This window comes from Salinivirga sp. (assembly GCF_035268865.1).
Taxonomy (GTDB): domain Bacteria; phylum Bacteroidota; class Bacteroidia; order Bacteroidales; family Salinivirgaceae; genus Salinivirga.
The window spans coordinates 1-19,320 of record NZ_DATFKB010000100.1; the positions used below are offsets into that span (position 1 = coordinate 1).

General features: G+C 39.5%; 22 protein-coding genes. 15 read left to right on the forward strand and 7 right to left on the reverse strand.

From position 1 onward, the window contains the following. Together VJ937_RS05840 and VJ937_RS05845 are read left to right on the forward strand one after the other, a co-directional pair. A partial coding sequence (locus VJ937_RS05840) for a response regulator (protein ID WP_324065952.1) occupies nucleotides 1-838 on the forward strand: 838 nt, incomplete at its 5' end. Continuing rightward, nucleotides 838-1,389, forward strand: coding sequence for a hypothetical protein (locus VJ937_RS05845; protein WP_324065953.1), 552 nt, complete (start codon nucleotides 838-840; stop codon nucleotides 1,387-1,389). The genes VJ937_RS05840 and VJ937_RS05845, both read left to right, overlap by 1 nt. A gap of 16 nt (nucleotides 1,390-1,405) precedes the next feature. Here the strand turns inward: VJ937_RS05845 and VJ937_RS05850 are convergent, their stop codons facing one another. The 3 genes from VJ937_RS05850 to VJ937_RS05860 are packed head-to-tail and all read right to left on the reverse strand — an operon-like array spanning nucleotide 1,406 to nucleotide 2,607. Then, entirely contained in the window at nucleotides 1,406-1,660 is a 255-nt protein-coding gene (locus tag VJ937_RS05850) for a YkgJ family cysteine cluster protein (protein ID WP_324065954.1), read from the reverse strand. Between the two features lie 59 nt (nucleotides 1,661-1,719). Continuing rightward, a complete protein-coding gene (locus VJ937_RS05855; RefSeq protein ID WP_324065955.1) occupies nucleotides 1,720-1,962 on the reverse strand; it encodes a thiamine-binding protein in 243 nt (80 codons plus the stop codon). Nucleotides 1,963-1,965: 3 nt separating this feature from the next. Beyond that, nucleotides 1,966-2,607, reverse strand: a complete 642-nt coding sequence (locus tag VJ937_RS05860) for a class I SAM-dependent methyltransferase (RefSeq protein ID WP_324065956.1) — start codon at nucleotides 2,605-2,607, stop codon at nucleotides 1,966-1,968. Between the two features lie 198 nt (nucleotides 2,608-2,805). On the opposite strand from VJ937_RS05860, the gene VJ937_RS05865 reads away from it, so the two are divergent. The 13 genes from VJ937_RS05865 to VJ937_RS05925 all read left to right on the forward strand — a co-directional run bounded on the left by VJ937_RS05865 (nucleotide 2,806) and on the right by VJ937_RS05925 (nucleotide 15,417). Then, nucleotides 2,806-3,084, forward strand: coding sequence for an ATP-dependent Clp protease adaptor ClpS (locus VJ937_RS05865; RefSeq protein WP_057951903.1), 279 nt, complete (start codon nucleotides 2,806-2,808; stop codon nucleotides 3,082-3,084). Then, complete coding sequence (locus VJ937_RS05870) at nucleotides 3,084-3,560, forward strand: NfeD family protein (RefSeq protein ID WP_324065957.1); 477 nt, start codon at nucleotides 3,084-3,086, stop codon at nucleotides 3,558-3,560. The genes VJ937_RS05865 and VJ937_RS05870 overlap by 1 nt, the downstream gene beginning before the upstream one ends. Nucleotides 3,561-3,562: 2 nt before the next feature. Then, nucleotides 3,563-4,549, forward strand: a complete 987-nt coding sequence (floA, locus tag VJ937_RS05875; protein ID WP_324065958.1) for a flotillin-like protein FloA — start codon at nucleotides 3,563-3,565, stop codon at nucleotides 4,547-4,549. Between the two features lie 111 nt (nucleotides 4,550-4,660). Next, the gene (locus VJ937_RS05880) at nucleotides 4,661-5,770 is read left to right on the forward strand and encodes a THUMP domain-containing class I SAM-dependent RNA methyltransferase (protein WP_324065959.1); all 1,110 of its coding nucleotides are present in this window, start codon (nucleotides 4,661-4,663) and stop codon (nucleotides 5,768-5,770) included. 277 nt (nucleotides 5,771-6,047) lie between these two features. Next, nucleotides 6,048-6,848 carry a ParA family protein gene (locus VJ937_RS05885; RefSeq protein WP_057951899.1) on the forward strand — a complete coding sequence of 267 codons (801 nt, stop codon included), beginning with the start codon at nucleotides 6,048-6,050 and terminating at the stop codon, nucleotides 6,846-6,848. A gap of 18 nt (nucleotides 6,849-6,866) precedes the next feature. Continuing rightward, nucleotides 6,867-7,769 (forward strand): ParB/RepB/Spo0J family partition protein, encoded by a 903-nt coding sequence (locus VJ937_RS05890; RefSeq protein WP_324065960.1) that lies wholly within the window; start codon nucleotides 6,867-6,869, stop codon nucleotides 7,767-7,769. A 10-nt stretch (nucleotides 7,770-7,779) separates the two neighbouring features. Next, complete coding sequence (locus VJ937_RS05895; protein WP_324065961.1) at nucleotides 7,780-8,349, forward strand: DUF5683 domain-containing protein; 570 nt, start codon at nucleotides 7,780-7,782, stop codon at nucleotides 8,347-8,349. A gap of 112 nt (nucleotides 8,350-8,461) precedes the next feature. Beyond that, nucleotides 8,462-10,024 (forward strand): lytic transglycosylase domain-containing protein, encoded by a 1,563-nt coding sequence (locus VJ937_RS05900; protein WP_324065962.1) that lies wholly within the window; start codon nucleotides 8,462-8,464, stop codon nucleotides 10,022-10,024. 3 nt (nucleotides 10,025-10,027) lie between these two features. Beyond that, the gene (locus tag VJ937_RS05905) at nucleotides 10,028-11,536 is read left to right on the forward strand and encodes a hypothetical protein (RefSeq protein ID WP_324065963.1); all 1,509 of its coding nucleotides are present in this window, start codon (nucleotides 10,028-10,030) and stop codon (nucleotides 11,534-11,536) included. 12 nt (nucleotides 11,537-11,548) lie between these two features. Further along, entirely contained in the window at nucleotides 11,549-12,769 is a 1,221-nt protein-coding gene (locus tag VJ937_RS05910; RefSeq protein ID WP_324065964.1) for a GDSL-type esterase/lipase family protein, read from the forward strand. Nucleotides 12,770-12,813: 44 nt separating this feature from the next. Then, entirely contained in the window at nucleotides 12,814-14,328 is a 1,515-nt protein-coding gene (locus tag VJ937_RS05915) for an MBOAT family O-acyltransferase (RefSeq protein ID WP_324065965.1), read from the forward strand. A gap of 79 nt (nucleotides 14,329-14,407) precedes the next feature. Next, on the forward strand, nucleotides 14,408-14,875 hold the full coding sequence (locus VJ937_RS05920) for a hypothetical protein (RefSeq protein WP_324065966.1): 468 nt from the start codon (nucleotides 14,408-14,410) through the stop codon (nucleotides 14,873-14,875). Further along, nucleotides 14,872-15,417 carry an HD domain-containing protein gene (locus VJ937_RS05925; RefSeq protein ID WP_324065967.1) on the forward strand — a complete coding sequence of 182 codons (546 nt, stop codon included), beginning with the start codon at nucleotides 14,872-14,874 and terminating at the stop codon, nucleotides 15,415-15,417. The genes VJ937_RS05920 and VJ937_RS05925 overlap by 4 nt, the downstream gene beginning before the upstream one ends. On the opposite strand, the gene VJ937_RS05930 is transcribed toward VJ937_RS05925, so the two are convergent. The 4 genes from VJ937_RS05930 to VJ937_RS05945 all read right to left on the reverse strand — a co-directional run. Continuing rightward, a complete protein-coding gene (locus VJ937_RS05930; RefSeq protein WP_324065969.1) occupies nucleotides 15,414-15,794 on the reverse strand; it encodes a DUF1987 domain-containing protein in 381 nt (126 codons plus the stop codon). The genes VJ937_RS05925 and VJ937_RS05930 overlap by 4 nt on opposite strands. A gap of 2 nt (nucleotides 15,795-15,796) precedes the next feature. Next, complete coding sequence (locus tag VJ937_RS05935) at nucleotides 15,797-16,975, reverse strand: sigma-54 dependent transcriptional regulator (RefSeq protein ID WP_324065970.1); 1,179 nt, start codon at nucleotides 16,973-16,975, stop codon at nucleotides 15,797-15,799. Nucleotides 16,976-16,978: 3 nt separating this feature from the next. Continuing rightward, nucleotides 16,979-17,917, reverse strand: a complete 939-nt coding sequence (locus tag VJ937_RS05940) for a hypothetical protein (protein WP_324065971.1) — start codon at nucleotides 17,915-17,917, stop codon at nucleotides 16,979-16,981. 207 nt (nucleotides 17,918-18,124) lie between these two features. Further along, on the reverse strand, nucleotides 18,125-19,320 hold a 1,196-nt coding region (locus VJ937_RS05945), incomplete at its 5' end, for an ABC transporter permease (protein ID WP_324065972.1).

A 19,320-nucleotide genomic window follows, 5' to 3' on the forward strand; every position in this document is an offset into this window, starting at 1 on the left:
CCAAAAAGGAACAGCGCATGAAAGTCGCGATGGAATGGATATAGCCTTGGTTGTAATCGACAAAAATACCCGGGAGTTGCAATTTGCCGGAGCCAATAACCCATTATACCTCATACGTGAAGGAGAATTGACCATTTATTCCGGCGATGGCATGTCCATTAGCTATAATCGTGATAATACTGCTGAGTTTACCAATCATCATATAGTAACAAAGCCCGATGATTTGGTATATATCTTTTCAGATGGCTACCCGGACCAGTTTGGCGGCGATAAAGGGCGTAAGTTTATGTCTAAGCGCTTTAAGCGTCTATTGCTTGAAATTCATAAAGAATCGCTCGATAAACAGAAACATATTCTCGACCGCACCATTATGGAGTGGAAAAAAGGCCATATGCAGGTCGATGATATGCTGGTGATGGGGATTAAAATGGATTTTAAAACTTCTGAAAAACTGGCACGAGATCAATATGACTGGAGTAATAAGAAGGTTCTGATTGCTGAAGATACAGAAGCCAATTATTTATACCTGGTGGAAGCACTCCGGCGCACAAACGTAGAGATCATCCGCGCCCGTAATGGGAAAGAAGCCGTTGAGGTGGTGATGGAACACAATGACATCGATCTGGTGCTTATGGATGTGAATATGCCGGTGATGGATGGCTTTGAAGCTACGCAGAATATAAAAGAGAAGAAAAGAAAACTGCCTGTTGTGGCTCAAACTGCATTGAATATCTCTGATGTTGAGAATAAAGCCAAAAAGGTTGGCGTTGATGATATTATTTATAAGCCAATCAAACTTAAACTATTCCTTAAAATTATTGGTAAATTTCTGGGTTGATGACATTATTAACAAAACAATTATTAGTGGTTGTAATTATACTCCTGGTGCTTTTTATGGGTGCTTTGAGTATACTGCTATATCACAAAATGTTTAAAAAAATTAAGGTGAAAGAAGGCGCTTTTCGCCCCCTTAATTTTGCTTACACTTTTCATAAGGGCGATTATCAAAAAAATATGGTAATTATGGAGGATTTGATGAAAGAACTTCAAAAAGCATCTATCCCTGTGGTGAGTCCGGCAACTATATATTACGATAACCCCAGAAAAACCAAAAGATTTGAACTCCGTAGCGATATCGGTTTTATTGTTCCCGATTCAATTACGCAAGATTACCTTGGAGATATTAAACTTAAAAAGGTACATCATAAAAAATATATTTATACGGCTTTTCCCTATAAAAGCCGTTTTTCCATTATGATAGGAGCCATGCGCGTTTATCCGGCATTCAAAAAACAACTGAAAAAGTTGGGTAAACCTGAAAGAGAGATGATTGAGATTTATGAAATGCAAAACAAAACAATCATATATCTCATGCCTGTTGATGATTAGCTCACGCTTTTCACACTTACTTGTTAGCTTCACGCTCCAAATTGCCCAATATTTCAAGGGCTTCATCACGGTTAGTGCCACATACGCCTGGTTCAGCCTGAAAATCAGCGCAGACTGCGGGGCGGTCAGGCGAATCAAAAATTAAACACCTGTAATCGTCAGATAAATGAATACAGCGAACACCCGCCGGTTTGCCGTCGGGCATTCCCGGAATGGGTGATGATATAGAAGGCGCAATGCAACAAGCTCCACAACCGGGGCGACATTCCATAATAATAGTTTTTACTTTTAATCGTCATCATGCAATTATGATGCAATTAATCAATTGTATTAAACCGGACAGGAATTGGAAATTTTTACATTGAATACCGAGCTGTAATTTTCAAAGAAGTGGCTCATAAGTGCGTCTAAAGCATCCATTACTTTTCGATATTCTCCTGTTATCAGTGTACTCATACTGCCAACTTCTGTATTTATGTCAGGCATTTGATTCAGGCGCTCAATAAATTCACTTACAGGCTGGTCATAGTTATTTTCAAGCGGATAATAACTTATTTCTACACTTATAAACATATCTTAACTTTTTTGTGCCAATACTGCCATGAATGCCGGTGCATATGCTTTGGCTTCGGGCTTACCATCCATAATTTCAAAATTTTCAGAAAAATGTACACCACTATTAATTTCAACACGTTTAAAACTACCCAGTTTTTGTTTTAATGATGCGGTATCAAGAAATTTGGCATGCTTAAAAACCGGATCATTGTCTGCTGTTTTACCCAATGCCGATTCTTCGTTTAAACAGCCCAAAACCAGCCAGCCTCCGGGTTTCAGCACCCTGAATATTTCATCAATTACCTTCTGCTGATCATTCACAAATTCCAGCATCGTAATGCCTGCTATTAATTCCAGACTATTATTTTCAAAAGGCAAATTCATTGCATCAAGCTCCCTGATATTTATTTTCAGTTCTTTGGTGCGAATTACCCTAAGCATTGGTTCAGCAACATCTGTAGCAGTAACCTCATATCCCATGTTCAGAAATATCCGGGTCCAGTGGCCTGTTCCACATCCCAGTTCAAGCAGAGGTATTTGCGGAATTTCCTGCATCAATTCTCTTACAAGCTGCTCTTCTATTTGACCGACTTTTTTTCCAAATTCAGTGTTATAATAGTCGTCGTAGCCTTGTGCAACTTTTTCTTCGGCGAAAACATTCATTTACGTAGTTTTTTTTACAAAACTATATAATTTTTAGCAAAAATATTTTCAACTTTTGCAATGCGTTATAAAATTTAGTTATTAGCTATCTTTTCAACAGCATATTTGCAGAGTTACCTAAAAAAACACTATTTTTGTTAGATGTGGATAATTATTATCCAATCAAAAAACAAATTTGTAACTCAAATTTATAAGTAAATGACAGGGTCAAGAATTAATCCGGAACCAAAGCAGACAAATGTTGATAAAAAAGTGGACAAGCGTGTGCTGCTGCTTTATAATGATGATGTCAATACTTTTGATTTTGTAATCAAATCACTTGTTGAAGTGTGTAATCATAATAATGAGCAGGCAGAACAATGTGCCTACATTACACATTACAAAGGTAAATGTGATATAAAAACCGGGTCAATGGAGCTCCTTAAGCCAATGAAAAATATTTTGATTGACAGGGGTCTGTCTGTAACAATTGAATAATGGGAACAACTTTTGCCGTAATAATGCTGATTGTAATAGGTGTAATTTTACTCCTGTTAGAGTTTTTGGTCATACCCGGAACCACAATTGCTGCCATTGGTGGCTTATTATTTATTGGGGCGGGCATTTATCTCTCCTATGAAACTTTCGGTGCCGAAACCGGTAATTACGTTTTACTCGGCTCAATTGCATTTCTTTTTTTAAGCGTAATTTGGGCGCTTCGTTGGGGCACCTGGCGTAAATTTATGCTCAATGAAAATGTGGATGGCGTTGTGTCGCAAACAGAATCAGAAGATGAGGTAAAAGTAGGAGACGAGGGTATTTGTATCTCCAGATTGAACCCTATGGGACGCGTCCGTGTCAACGGAAAATCATACGAAGCACGCTCGTATGAAGCTTATGTAAATGAACGTACCCGCATAAAAGTCGTAAAAGTAGAATCTAATAAACTTATTGTTAAACAATTAAATAGCTAGTTATGAATATTACTTTTTATATTGTGATTGTGGTTGCCATAATCGTTGTCCTTTGGATTTTCCTTTATTTTGTACCCATCGGACTATGGTTTTCTGCCCTGGTTTCAGGTGTCCGAATATCGCTTTTACAATTGATCCTGATGCGCTGGAGGAAAGTGCCACCAGCTGTAGTAGTTAGAGCATTAATCGAAGGAACCAAAGCAGGCCTTAAATTGGAGCGAAACGACCTGGAAGCACATTACCTTGCCGGAGGACATGTGGAACAGGTTGTACATGCATTGGTCTCCGCAAGCAAAGCCAATATTGATTTACCATTTAAAATGGCAACCGCCATCGACCTGGCCGGTCGCGATGTATTTGAGGCGGTGCAAATGTCGGTAAATCCTAAAGTTATAAATACAAAACCAGTAACAGCAGTCTCTAAAGATGGTATTCAGCTTATTTGTAAAGCCAGGGTAACCGTAAGAGCCAATATAAAGCAGCTCGTTGGTGGTGCCGGCGAAGAAACCGTACTGGCACGTGTAGGTGAAGGTATTGTTTCATCCATTGGTTCATCTGCTGACCATAAAGCAGTGCTTGAAAACCCCGATAATATCACAAGAGTAGTACTCTCAAAAGGCCTTGATGCAGGTACAGCATTCGAAATTCTCTCTATTGATATTGCCGATATCGATATAGGGAAAAACATTGGTGCGGGACTGCAAATTGACCAGGCAGATGCCGATAAAAATATTGCACAAGCTCGTGCTGAAGAACGCAGGGCTATGGCTGTGGCACAGGAGCAGGAGAATAAGGCCCTTGCCCAGGAAATGCGTGCAAAAGTTATTAAAGCCGAAGCAGAAATTCCAAAAGCAATGGCAGAAGCCTTCCGTTCCGGCAATTTAGGTGTAATGGATTATTACCGCATGAAAAATATTGATGCCGATACAAAAATGCGTGATTCTATCGCAGATGAAGATAACGATGGCGATATGCCACATAACGAATAATTGCCAGAAAATTTAATAACCACAAAAAAGCTGTCCAACACATTTTGGACAGCTTTTTTTAATGCGTTTTTGTTACCTTTGTCGCGGTTTATTAATCAGCAAATTGCATATATGCAGCTATTATCAAAGACTTTTCACGGACTTGAAGACATACTGGCTCAAGAGCTAAAGGAGATTGGTGCACAAAACATCGTGACGCATAAAAGGGCTGTTGCTTATGAAGGCGATAAAGCCATGATGTACCGCGCAAATATGGCATTGCGTACAGCTCTGAATGTTTTGATGCCCATTAAAGAGTTTACAATCGAAAATCAGAATGATTTTTATGAAAAGGTACGTGCCATTGATTGGGGACAGTATTTTAAAGTGCGTAAAACAATTTTGGTTAATGCCACTGCAAACTCACCCATTTTTGACCATTCGCATTTTCTTGAACTACGTACAAAGGATGCCATTGCCGATTATTTTTCAGATAAGGCAGGGCGCAGACCTAATGTTGATAAAGAAAACCCTCAAGTGCGCATAGATGTATATTTAAGCAATAACAATTGCACAATATCACTAAATTCAAGTGGGGAGGCACTCTTTAAAAGAGGTTACAGGGCTCATCATGGCCAGGCCTCACTCAACGAAGTACTGGCAGCAGGCATGGTTCTGAAAACCGGGTGGAAAGGACAGAATGAACTCGTAGATCCGTTTTGTGGATCGGGTACCATACTTACAGAAGCAGCATTAATTGCAGCTAATATAAGACCTGGCTCATACCGCACGCAGTTCGGATTTGAGCATTGGATTGACTTTGATCGGAAAATACTGGAGTTGGTGCAGGAAGAGGATGATCAAAAGAAAATTGAAGTCCCAATTTTAGGTGTGGACAACTCTCCACGACAGATCGGGTTTTCAAAAGCCAATATTCAGAGCGCCTTTTTACAAAAGTATATTGCTGTGCAAACCGGCGATTTTGAATCAGTGCAGGGTGAAGATGAGCGTGGAACAATAATAACAAATCCTCCTTACGATAAGCGAGTTAAAACCCATGAAATCGATCGGCTTTACCGGAGATTTGGAGATCATTTGAAACAGCAATTTAAAGGTTACGATGCCTGGGTGTTGTCTGGTAATGACCATGCTATAAGGAATATAGGCCTTAAAACTAATTCACGCACAGTTCTGTTCAACGGTCCAATTGAAACCCGTTTGTGTGAGTACAAGTTATTTTAGACACGTATTGAAGTTATTTTATTTTTAAATACCTTGTAATATAGCCTGTTAGAAATTGGCTTCGTGCTTAATGTTCTGTGCAATAATGTTATACGATTGTTTTGGAAATTTTATTACAGCGTTGCTACTGAATGTCAATAAGGTATAATTTAACTTGAATGTTTGCGTGGAACATTTTAGAAAACATACAATATTTTGATTAAATTGCAGGTTCTTAGAAAAAACTGTTTAATACAGGATTATTTTTCGTAGAACGTTGAATTTTAAATAAATACACATGTCAAAAGTAATTGCACTAGCGAATCAAAAAGGCGGAGTAGGAAAAACGACCACAGCAATAAACCTTGCGGCCAGTTTAGGTGTGCTCGAGCAAAAAGTGCTTTTGGTTGACGCTGATCCACAGGCAAATGCCACATCAGGCTTTGGTTTTGATGTAAGAAACGTGAAAAATAGCATATACGATTGCATTGTTGATGAGGTCGACCCTCAAAAAACTATTTTGAACACCGAAATGGACAATGTTGATCTAATTCCATCTAATATCGATTTGGTAGGTGCAGAGATAGAAATGCTCAATATGCCTAATCGTGAGAATATGCTTAAAGGCGTAATCAATAAAGTAAAAGAGAATTATGATTGGGTGCTTATAGATTGTTCTCCTTCGCTTGGTCTGATTACTGTTAATGCACTTACAGCTGCTGATTCTACAATAATTCCTGTACAATGCGAATATTTTGCATTAGAGGGATTAGGTAAGTTGCTGAATACCATTAAAATTATTCAGGGAAATCTTAATCGTGAACTGGAAATCGAGGGCTTCCTGCTTACTATGTATGATGGAAGAACAAGATTATCAAACCAGGTTGTTGACGAGGTTCGCACACACTTTGAATCAATGGCATTTGATACCATAATTCAGCGTAATATCAGGCTTAGTGAGGCTCCAAGCTATGGTAAGCCTATTATTCAGTACGATGCCAATAGCATTGGTTCAACCAGTTATCTGAACCTGGCCAAGGAATTGTTGCAGCGCAACGACTCAACAAAAATGGAGAATGCAGAGAAACAAGTAGATTAATCACATATTTTTTAAAAGATGGTAGCGAAGAAGAATGCTTTAGGCAGAGGATTAGGTGCTTTAATTGAAGAATCACCAAAGGCAGAAGAGCCTGTACAGAATGACGCTATAACAGAAATACCCCTTACACAGGTAAAGGTGAACCCATTTCAGCCCAGAACTGAATTTGGTGAGGAAGCACTTGAGGAACTTTCTGCTTCCATAAAAGAGTTGGGAATCATTCAGCCCATTACTGTTCGTCAGGTTGGAGAAAAGGAATTCCAGATTATTTCCGGTGAGCGCAGAACACGTGCCGCACATATGGCTGGGCTGGAGACTATTCCTGCCTATGTACGTACTGCTGATGACCAGGCAATGCTGGAACTTGCCCTGGTAGAAAATATTCAACGTGAAGATCTTGATGCAATTGAAATTGCCATAAGTTACAAAAGGTTGATTGATGAATGTAAACTTACCCAACAAAACCTTAGTTCGCGTGTTGGAAAACAGCGCTCAACCATAACCAATTACCTGCGACTTTTAAATTTACCTGCAGAAGTGCAGAAAGGTATTCGCCACAAAGTGATCGCAATGGGGCATGCCCGTGCACTGATCAACATTGAGAATGATGATGATCGGTTGTTCCTATTTGAAATGATTGTTAAGGAGGGACTTTCTGTAAGAAAAGTTGAAGAGTTGGCAAAAAGCATAAATGAAGGTGTTGATATAAAGGAGCAGAACAAGAATACTCAAAAAACAACAAAAAAACCAGGGTTGGGCGAAGGGTATAAAGAGTTGCAGAGCCAGCTGGATAATTTTTTTAATACAAAGACAAAGCTCAAGCGAAATGATAACGGTAAAGGACAGATTGTAATCCCGTTTAAAAGCGATGATGAGCTTGAGCGAATTATCGGGTTACTCGACCACGTTAAAAACGATTAAAGCTTTTTACATGCGTTTTTGGCTAATTGTGGGGGCGATGTTTTTATGTATGGCGGCTTCAGGTCAGAAAGCTGACCCATCGGGGCGCCGTATCGAAGAAGAAAAACCGCATTCTCCAAAAGTGGCTAGCTGGCTCTCCACGATTGTTCCGGGAGCCGGACAGGTATACAACAAAAAGTACTGGAAAGTTCCCGTTATCTATGCGGGCTTTGCCACTTTTGCATATTTTATAAGGTATAATAACCGTTTGTATATCAAATACCGTAATTTATATCAACAAAAAGTTGCTTTTGATGAAGGAGAAGGTGAGATCGATCCCATATATGAGAATGTAGATAAAGCCATCTTTCGCGATCAACGAGAATACTGGCGCCGAAACCGCGATTTAAACTACATTGGACTGGGCGCACTCTATTTGCTGCAAATTATTGATGCCAATGTCGATGCACATTTGTATAAATACGACATTAGCGACGATTTAACATTGCGATATGAGGCCACATATAACCAATTGGTATACAATCCTGCATTGTCAAAAACTTCCAATGCCATGGGCATTAAACTCACTTTAAATTTTTAATTTTGTTTCAGGGAATCGTGCTTCAGATTTGGATATGTATGATGCATAAATGATTGTACGGTTTTTGTAAGCGAATAAAAAGACATAATCCCTAACAGAAAATATTGAATTAATGAGAACAATAATAGTTAGCCTCTGCATTTTTTTTAGCCTATCTGTTCAGGCTACCACCTCAGATTACCTAACCGACACCAGCCGGGTAAACGATAAAGTTGCACTACTGCAGTTGTCAGAAGATTACGACAGTCTTTTGCATTCCTGGTATGTGAGCAGATCTCTGAATCAAAATAACGATGACACAATCGCGATGGAGGATATCGCTAACCGATCAATGAGCATGCCCCACGATTCAGTGATCAGAAAGAATATGGCAGAAATGCCTGTTTTTTTCGATATGACCTATAACCGCATCGTAAAAAGCTATTTTAAGGTTTACCTGAAAGATAAGCGCGAACTGACTGAAACTGTACTTGGCCTATCGGAGTATTATTTTCCGTATTTTGAATCAATTCTCGATGCACATAACCTTCCGCTCGAGCTGAAATATTTACCCGTTATTGAATCGGCACTGAACCCCCGGGCTGTTTCAAGAGTTGGCGCTACTGGTTTATGGCAGTTTATGTATGCCACAGGACGTTTCCTGGACATGGAAATTACTTCGTTTGTTGATGAACGAAGAGATCCGGTCGCTTCAACCTATGCTGCTGCCGATTACCTGAACTCCTTACATGAAATTTTTGGAGACTGGACGCTTGCCCTTGCTGCTTATAACTGCGGTCCGGGGAATGTCAATAAAGCCATCAGGAGAAGCGGAGGTAAAACCAATTTTTGGGATTTGTACTACTACCTGCCCCGGGAAACACGTGGATATGTGCCAGGTTTTATAGCTGTTTTATACATTTTTCACCACCAGGAAGATCTTAACCTGAATGCAAAGGATATTGAAATGCCTTTACTTACAGATACCGTTAAGCTTACGCAAAAGCTTCATTTAAAGCAGGTAGCAGAGGTTATGCAGCTTCCACTTGGGCAATTACAGGATTTAAATCCACAATACCGCAGAAACATAATCCCCGGAGGAAAGGAGTATGCATTGCGTTTACCCTATAAACGGGCTACCGACTTTATCGCCTTGCAGGATTCTATTCTGAATTACAAAGATTCAGTTTACTTTAATACTAAGGCCCTGGCAAGCAAACCAAGTAAGCAGCGTTACTATGGCGAAGCGCCATCGGGTAATTATACCAGGTTATATTACCGGGTAAAACCCGGAGATAATTTAGGGTTCATAGCAGACTGGTATGATGTTAGAATTCGCGACTTGCGCTACTGGAATGGTATAAGAGGAAGCATGATTCGCACTGGCCAGCGTTTGAATGTGTACATTCCAAAATCAAGGGCTGCCAATTACAAAAATATTGATAAACTCAGTTTTGCAGAAAAACAAAAGCGTGAAGGAAATCCTGTGTCAAATACCCAATCAAAAAAGGTATCAAAGAAATATCCCGACGACGGAAAATATGAATATTATACCCTTAAAAAAGGGGAAACACTTTGGGAAGTTGCCAAGCGTTACGAGGGTGTCAGCGATCGTGATATTTTACGAATGAACAACCTCACTACAGGCCGATATTTAAAAGCAGGCCAACGCATTAAAGTCAAACGCATTAACTAAATTATGAACATAAAACCCGTAAAACCTATAGAAATTGTGCTGTTTTTTGCACTTGTGCTGGTTTTACTGGCTTTGCTTTCATGGGTTTTTCCCTCTGATGGAATAAAGTTGACAGATGATGTAAAAGTTCGCTTTCTGAGTTTTGACCAAATAACTGCAGAAGAGCCGCAATATGCCAATTTGGATAGCATTGTTGCTGCAGCTAAAATTACGGACAGTCTGCAGCAAAAGCAAATGCAAAATGGAGCTGTAAAAGATACTTCGGCTAAAAAACAACCGGATATTGATACCGTTCGCGCCAGCGCTTCAACTTTACGGGAAAGAATTCAACGTATAGAGTTCCCCAGGGACAATACCCTGATGTTCGAGCCCTTTTTTGAGGAATTGCGCTCAGGGAATGTTAAAAAAAGCCTTATTCGTATTTTACATTATGGCGACTCGCAAATTGAAGGCGATCGCATCACACGTTATTTGCGCAACCGTTTTCAAAAGAATTACAGCGGAAGCGGTCCAGGTTTGCTGCCCACTTACAAGCCCGTAAGTGAAAATTCGAGTATGCAAATTAGTACCGAGGGGCCATGGGAGAAACATACGGTAATGCTGCAAAGCGATTCAACTTTTGATTATCGAAATTATGGTATTCTTGGTTCTTGTTCAGTGCTCGAAGGAGACGACTCCACTTTGAATGGTAAATTGAACTATAAAATATCAAATTACAGCTACATGTCAAGCCGCCACTTTAGATGGGCACGTTTGTTTTTCGGAAGGGGAGGTGGCGATTTTAATCTTTCTATTTACGAAAAAGATTCCCTTTTACTTAAAGATATTGTAAGTGGTGCCGGTCCGCTAAATTACTTCGGACTTCAGCTTAATCACACGCCCGAAGACTTAACTTTTGAGGTTTCAGGAGATAGTTTACCAGTTTTTTATGCTGTTTCATTTGATCAGCCTTCTGGCATAGCTGTTGATAATATCGCCTGGCGTGGTAGCAGAGGAGCGGAGTTTTACAAAATGCGAACCGATATACTTTCACGTTTTTTCAGACAATTAAATGTAAAACTCATTGTTTTTCAGTTTGGTGTGAACGTGGTACCACACATTGTGAATAGTTACGGGTTTTATGAACGCCAATTGGTGCGTCAGTTAACTCATTTAAAGAAGGCCGCAGGAGAAATTCCTGTACTTGTTGTAGGTGTGAGTGATATGTCGCGCAAGAAACATGGTTGGTACGAATCTTATCCCAATATTACTAAAATCAGGAATGCGCAGCGAAATGCAGCCTTTAAGAGTAATTGTGCTTTCTGGGATATGTATGAAGCAATGGGAGGACACAATTCAATGCCGGCATGGGTTTTTGCTCAGCCGCCACTGGCACGAAAAGATTTTACTCATTTCAATTTTCGTGGTGCGCGCATTATTGCACGCATGATGTATAATGCAATTATGTACGAATACAATCAGTATAGTACCCAAAATATTGATTCTACTAAAGTAGAACAATCAGATATATAAAATTTTAACCTCATGACGCTCCGAGTAGCCGGCCTTTGTGTTTTATTGTTTTTAATACCCGGATATATATGCTCACAGGATTATCCATACGATATCCCACAATACGATTTTATAAAGTACGATGAGAACAAGCTCGAGGGCGATTTGTCGCAATTACCCGGATTTGATAAGTTTTTTAAAAAGTGGCAGGAGTTGATATTGAACGGCGATTCGAAAATTGAAATTTTACATTTGGGCGATTCTCACATACAGGCTGATTTCTTTACAGGTCAGGTTCGACAACGTATGCAACGGTTTTTCCCTGGTTCCGAAGGTGCACGAGGCGTAGTTTTTCCATACAATCTTGCTGCAACAAATAATCCCGGGAATTATTTAATTCGTTCCTCTAACAAATGGGAGGTAGTAAACGGCGTAAAACAGGAGAATGTACATACCGGCCTTATCCCGGCAAAAGTATATTCAACTGATTCAGTAATCGATTTAAGTATTAATCAATACGACACCTTACCATTCTCAGGGTTTAATGAGATTGAGATGTGGTATGCCTCAAAAGATAAAGTCATATTAGAAACACCATCAGGCAATTGTATAGATGTACTTCCCGGGCAGGGAAAACTTAACATTGCTTTAAGGCATCTGGTGAAAAAAGTGGAGATCAAAATACTGGGAGCCGACTCATTGCATCCCTTTGAATTGTATGGAATTGGACTGAAAAATGAGTTGCCCGGTATTACCTATCATGCCCTTGGCCTCAATGGTGCACAGGCCGAGGATTTTGCGCAATGTGAGAACTTCGAAAGTTTTCTGAACTTTACTAATCCGGACTTAATTGTGATCTCTCTCGGAACCAATGACATTTATGACAGATATGCAAAAATGAGTGATTTTACTTTGTATTACGGTTCATTAATTCAGCAAATAAGAGCAGTTTTTCCCGATAAAGCGTTAATTTTAACTACCCCGGGTGATCATTTTATTCGTGGGTATTTACCCAATAAGAAAGTAAAAAAGGCGGCAACGGTTATTCAGGACCTTGCAGTTAAATTTCAATCGGCTGTATGGGATTTCTATGCCATTATGGGTGGTGAAGGCTCAATGCGAATGTGGGATATGTATGGATTGAGTGCCCGCGACAGGGTGCATCTTTCGAAAAAGGGTTATCATTTGCAGGGCGATTTGTTTTTTAATGCTTTGTTGCATAGTTTTGAGCACGCGGCAATGCCAGAAAAATGAAAACAGAATAATATTTCTGGGAGTGCCATTTGATTCGATTTTAAATGCAGGACTTATTAAGTAAGATATTTACCTACCAGGAAAGTGTTCCAATGATATTTACGCATTGGAGCTTTTGGGTATTCTTTCTTGCCGTGCTTGCCGGATTTTCTGCACTTCAGAAGCGCATGCAGCTTCGTAATATTTGGTTGTTTGTTGTTAGTCTGTTTTTCTATTATAAATGTGGAGGTTACTATTTCTTCCTGCTCATATTTAGTACCATTGTCGATTATTTTATCGGATGGGGAATTTATAACAGCACAACGCCCAACAAACGTAAGTTTTTAGTCGGCTTAAGTGTGTTTGTGAACCTTTTTGTATTGTCGTATTTCAAATACGCTTATTTCTATACCGACCTTATTAATACCATACTGGGCACCGACATCAAGGTGGTAAATTATTTAGCGTTGGGAATGAATGAAATTGTCAATACCTCACTTGATATTTATACCATTATTCTTCCTGTTGGGATATCGTTTTATACTTTTCAAACCATCAGTTACTCCATTGATATTTACCGGTATAAGGTGAAGCCAGTGAAGAATATTCTGGATTTTGGCTTTTACGTTTCGTTTTTTCCGCAATTGGTTGCAGGGCCTATTGTGCGTGCAGCAGAATTTGTTCCTCAAATTTACAGGAAATTCAAGCTCAGTGCTTATGAATTTGGATATGCAACTTTTTTGATCCTGAACGGGTTGGTGAAAAAAATTGTAATAAGCGATTATATTTCGGTTAATTTCGTCGACAGGGTATTTGAGCAGCCTCTGTTGTACTCCGGCTTCGAAAACTTAATGGCTGTTTACGGGTATGGAATACAAATATATTGCGATTTCAGTGGTTATACCGATATTGCAATTGGCGTGGCATTGCTATTAGGTTTCAGGCTGCCTGTGAACTTTCGTTCTCCATACAAAGCAACCAGCATAACCGATTTTTGGCGCAGGTGGCACATTTCTTTATCATCGTGGTTAAAAGACTACCTGTACATTCCACTTGGTGGTAATCGCAGGGGAACCGTACGTACCTACACCAATTTAATGATTACCATGATACTTGGTGGTTTGTGGCACGGAGCCAACATGCGCTTTATTATTTGGGGTGCTATTCATGGCCTGGCACTGGCTTTTGATAAATTTATAAAATCGGTTACAAGTTTCAGATTTTCAGGACAATGGGGCAGGGCATTGTCCATATTTATTACCTTCCACATTGTATCATTTGCATGGATATTTTTCAGGGCACAAAGCACTGAAGTTGTTGGAAATATGTTACAGCAAATAGGTACCGATTGGCAATGGGGACAAACATTTGAGTATTTGGCAGGCTATAAATGGATATTTTTGTTAATGTTGGTTGGGTTTGTATTTCATTGGTTGCCTTCGCGGGTTAAAGAGAGCTACATTCGTTGGTATATTGTAGTGCCATGGTACTTAAAAATACCCATTATCGTTATCGTGGTATTCTTTATTTTCCAGATACAGTCTGCAGATATACAGCCATTTATTTATTTCCAGTTTTAAAGCTCTGTTTCCTGCTGAAATCGGGTAAAACAACCCTTTCACCAACGGGTTATATCTGATAAATTTCAAAATAAAAAATATGGCTAAAAAGATACTTTTGTTTGCAGCATTTTTCCTTTTCATAACGCTTTTTGCAAATGCTCAATATCATGAGCGCGACTGGAAATGGCAGCCCTATGCATCATTAACCAAAGGTGGTAAAGTTTTTATTGTACTCTATTACGGGACTTTAATTGAAGGGTACAATGGTAAGGTGCGCTGGAAAATAGTTAACAGAGCTGCCCAGCCGCTTTTCGGGGTTGATTTGGGGGCTCAGACCTATGTGCTCAAAAACGGAGAAGAAGTTCAGCGCGATGAACGCGATTTTAAGGCCAGGAGGATTAATCCGGGCGAAAATGCAATGACTTTACCAGTGGTAATTGAACAGCAAGCCTTTTCAGGTGTTAAACGTGTAAAAGTATCGACTCCTGAAATAATTCTGGATTTTGGAAAAGACCGGATTTATGAATGGGGCAAACTGGGAAAAATAGAATTAGCTGTTCAATGATCAACAAAAAAGAAGTACCATCATGTATACTTACAGCCGTATCAAAAGCGGCCTGGCTTCACAGGTATCAGCGGCGTAAGGGTAGTCAGAAAATACCATATATAAATCATCCGGTAAAAGTTGCGCTTATGCTTGCAGAATGTGGCCACCGCGACATTGAACTTTTGCAGGCGGCCGTATTGCACGACGTGATAGAAGATACGGAATATACTTTAGAACAATTGGCAGAGGAGTTTTCAGAAAAGGTAGCCGGAATCGTATCGGAGATGACCGATGATATGTCTTTACCCTCAAAGAAGCGAAAACAACTACAGGTTGTGCACGCCCCAGAATTGTCTGCTGATGCAGCCAAAATTAAAATTGCCGATAAAGCTTGCAATATCAACGATATTCTGGAGTATGATTTATCATGGACCCAAAAGCGTAAATTAGATTATGTAATGTGGGCAAACGAGGTAGTAGACAATATTAAATCGCCAGACAGATGTCTTTTAAAAGAATTTAGAGCAATAAGTGAGCGTGCAATGGATGCATTTAGTTAGTCCTCATTAATGATGAGGTTGACAGGGATATCCATACGCTCAGCATAAATTTCACCGGCTTCCTCCATGTCTTCATCTTCATCCTGGAAAACCCAGTCTATTTTAACGTCGTGCCCGCCTTTGTAGATTTCCTGAAGCAAAATCATAATTTCCCACAGGAGTTTTGATGATGCTGTATTGAAATAGTTTAAGTGAAAGGTAACATGTGTTTTTGGGTTGGGATTTTCGGCGTATGCTTTTAACCAATCAATAATTGGCATATAAAATCCTACGGCATCTTCCGACATTGAGGTACCTTTAATGTAAAATATTCCTTCTTTCGGGTTGAGTTCAACTTCCGGGCTCACTTTGGTTCCATCTATATGAAGTGTCTGCATGTTTACTGTTTTTTGGTTGTACTCAAAGGGTGCGCAAAAGATTTTACATCTTTACCCGTTATTTGCTCATTGCTTAAAATAATGAGCCGTTCAATTACATTTCTGAATTCCCGAATATTGCCTGTCCATTGCAGCTTTTGAAGTTCTTCTATTGCATCATCGGTAAATTTTACCGGTTTAATTTTGTATTCATCACAAATCTGTTCAGTAAAGAAGCTGGCTAGTTCAGGTATATCTTCTATGCGTTCTCTCAGGGGTGGTACATTAATCAGGATTACACTAATCCGGTGGTAGAGGTCTTCGCGAAAACGGTTTGCCTCAATCTCTTCATCCATGTTTTTATTGGTAGCTGCCACAATCCGCACATTTACATCAATATCTTTATCGCCACCTACACGGGTTATTTTGTTCTCCTGCAAAGCTCTGAGCACTTTTGATTGGGCAGAGAGGCTCATGTCTCCAATTTCGTCCAGAAATAGTGTTCCGCCATTGGCTTGCTCAAATTTACCTTTCCGTTGTTTATTGGCTGAGGTAAACGCTCCTTTCTCATGGCCAAATAGTTCACTTTCTATGAGCTCAGATGGTATTGCAGCGCAATTTACTTCTATGAAAGATGAGCTTTTACGTTGGCTCATTTCGTGCAATTGACGTGCTACAAGCTCTTTACCTGTTCCGTTTTCGCCAGTAATCAGCACTCTTGCTTCTGTTGGGCCAACTCTTTCGATCATTTGTCTTACCTGTGTTAGCGAAGCGCTACTACCTACCATTTGAAAGTTTTTCGAAACCTTTTGTTTAAGTCTTTTGGTTTCTTCCACCAATGTGGATTTGTCCTGTGCATTTTTTATGGTGATAAGCAACCTGTTCAGATCGAGCGGTTTTTCTATAAAATCGTATGCCCCTTTTTTGATCGACTCTACGGCTGTATCGATGTTTCCGTGACCCGATATCATGATCACAGGGGTGTCGGGCTGCAGTCTTGTAACGCGCTCCAGCACATCAATACCATCCATTTTGGGCATTTTAATATCGCAAAGAATTACATTGTAGTCGTTTTTTTTGACCAGTTCCAGCCCTTGCTCTCCGTCTTCAGATAGATCAACGGAATATTTTTCGTATTCGAGTATCTCCTGAAGCGTGTTTCTAATGCTCTCTTCGTCGTCTATTACTAGAATTCTCGCCATAATCTATTCCTGTTCAAGTGCTTCTGTCAATAGGCCTTCCTTTAATGCAAAAGCAGAAAAGAAGACTTTCTCAAAGTTAAACTTTTTAATAATATGATGCACAAATACCATGGCTATAGACATAAGATCTACTCTGATCATATCCATGCCTTTTACTTCACGTCTTTTACTTTCAGGCATAAATACAAGGTCGTCGTGTAATTCCTTGATGCGAGCCCTTGAAAGTTTATAGGCGGCTGTATCTATTTTCTTTAAAGGCCGGCCTTTTTGTACCTCTACCAGCTTGCTAATGGTTTCAAAACTACCGCTTGTGCCTATAAGTACTTCTGGTTTATATTTTTTTACGGTTATATCCAATTCTTTAAATTCCTCATCAAAAAATTGAATAATGCGGTCTTTTTCTTCCTGGTTTAAGGGATCTGGTAATTTTAGCTTTTCCATAACCCTTCGCATACCAAGATCGTAGCTTTTCTGGAATAATAATTCATTCTTGTTGGCAATAATAATTTCAAGGCTGCCACCTCCGATGTCCATAATGAGTACGGGTGATTTTCCCAGTTTGTAGCCTTTTTGTACTCCTTTATGGATCAATTCAGCCTCTCGCTGTCCGCTGATTATCTCAACGTCGAGATGGAATCGTTCCTTGATTTCATTTACCAAAAGCTGACCATTTTGTGCATCTCTAAAGGCTGATGTGCCTGTGCATTTTATGGTCCTGCATTTATAGTTTTCGGCTGTTACCTTAAAAGATGCTATAGCCTCAAGCGCTCTCAAACGTGCATCTTCTGTAATAACTTTTTTAGTGATTCCTTTACTTGCCAGTTTTACACCTGATTGTTCTTTATGAATTATTTTAAACCCTTCTGGTGTGTCTGCTTGCTCGGCAATTAACAATTTGAAAGCGTTTGACCCCAAATCGAAAATGGCTATACGTTTGTTCATATCTGGTTTTTTGATATGGCTGTTGTTTTTTTACCTAATTATTCTGCTAAGGTATAATTTGTCTTAATATTTTCCTATATGATTTGTAACCTGCTTACTTACTAATCTATATTTATTTGACTAACAGTGTTTTTTGATTTATTAAATATATTCAATTTAGAATTTATCTAATTTAATTATTTTAACCAGACATGAACGCCTACAGCCTCAATCTTTTATTCTGATCCATTTCCAAAGTTCTTTATATGAAACTTTTGATCCAAACATGAGTATTCCGGTTTTGTAAATACGCGAGGCCAGCCAAATCGTTAATATAAAGGTAATTACAAGCAAGCCCATTGATAATGCTAATTCCCAAACGGGTACCCCGAAAGGTATTCGAACCAACATTACAATTGGGGACGTTAGCGGTATTATCGAAAACCAGAAAGTAAGTGCGCTTTCCGGGTTATTTATTGTATTTATCATTACAAACAAGGCCAGAATCAGTGGTATGGTAATGGGCGCCATGAATTGTTGCGTATCGGTTTCGTTATCTACAGCTGAACCAACGGCTGCAAAAAGCGCTGAATACAGCATGTAACCACCAATAAAAAAGAAAAGGAATGTGCCCAGAATTAATGGCCAGTTTACACTGGTGATGGAGGCTATGATTTCCTGAATTTGGCCCATATTGCCTTCTACTACAGGAGCCATATTTTGCATGCCGCCGTTTCCTACAAAATCGGTGGCTTGTTGCTGCAGCTGAGTAACATCAGAAGGTACAAGGAAAGTAAATGCTCCAAAAGTGAGCAGCCCTGTCATTATGATCCATATCAGGTATTGTGTCAGCCCTACGAGCCCCACACCAAGTACTTTACCCATTAGTAGCTGCATTGGTTTAACTGAGCTTAGTATAACTTCTACAATCCGGCTGGTTTTTTCTTCAATTACACCTCGCATAACCTGTGAACCAAACATAAAGATGGAGATGTAAATAAGGAACCCGGCCACATAACCAATGATCATGGCTATTTCCGGCCGCGCCTCTTTTTCTTCCCCATCTTCAGTAATTTTTATGCTTGCAACATTAATGCTGGTTTTCATGTTTTTGAGCGTTTCCTGATCAATACCCTCATTGCGTAGCTTTTGATTCTCTATTTCGCGCTCTATGGAATTTTTAATATGACTTCTCAGACCCATAGAAAGCGATTTTTGTGCATAGGTCTGAATTTTAAGCGAAGAGAGTACATTTGACGGAATAAATATCGCCCCATAATAATCACCGTTGCGAATGGCCTCTTTTGAGGTTTTATAATCGAAATTTTTAAAATGAAATTTTGCACTGGATGTGTTGCTTATTCTGCCTTTTACATCGTTTAACCGTTGATTAATAAGTGGTAAAAGGTTTGCATACTTCGTTG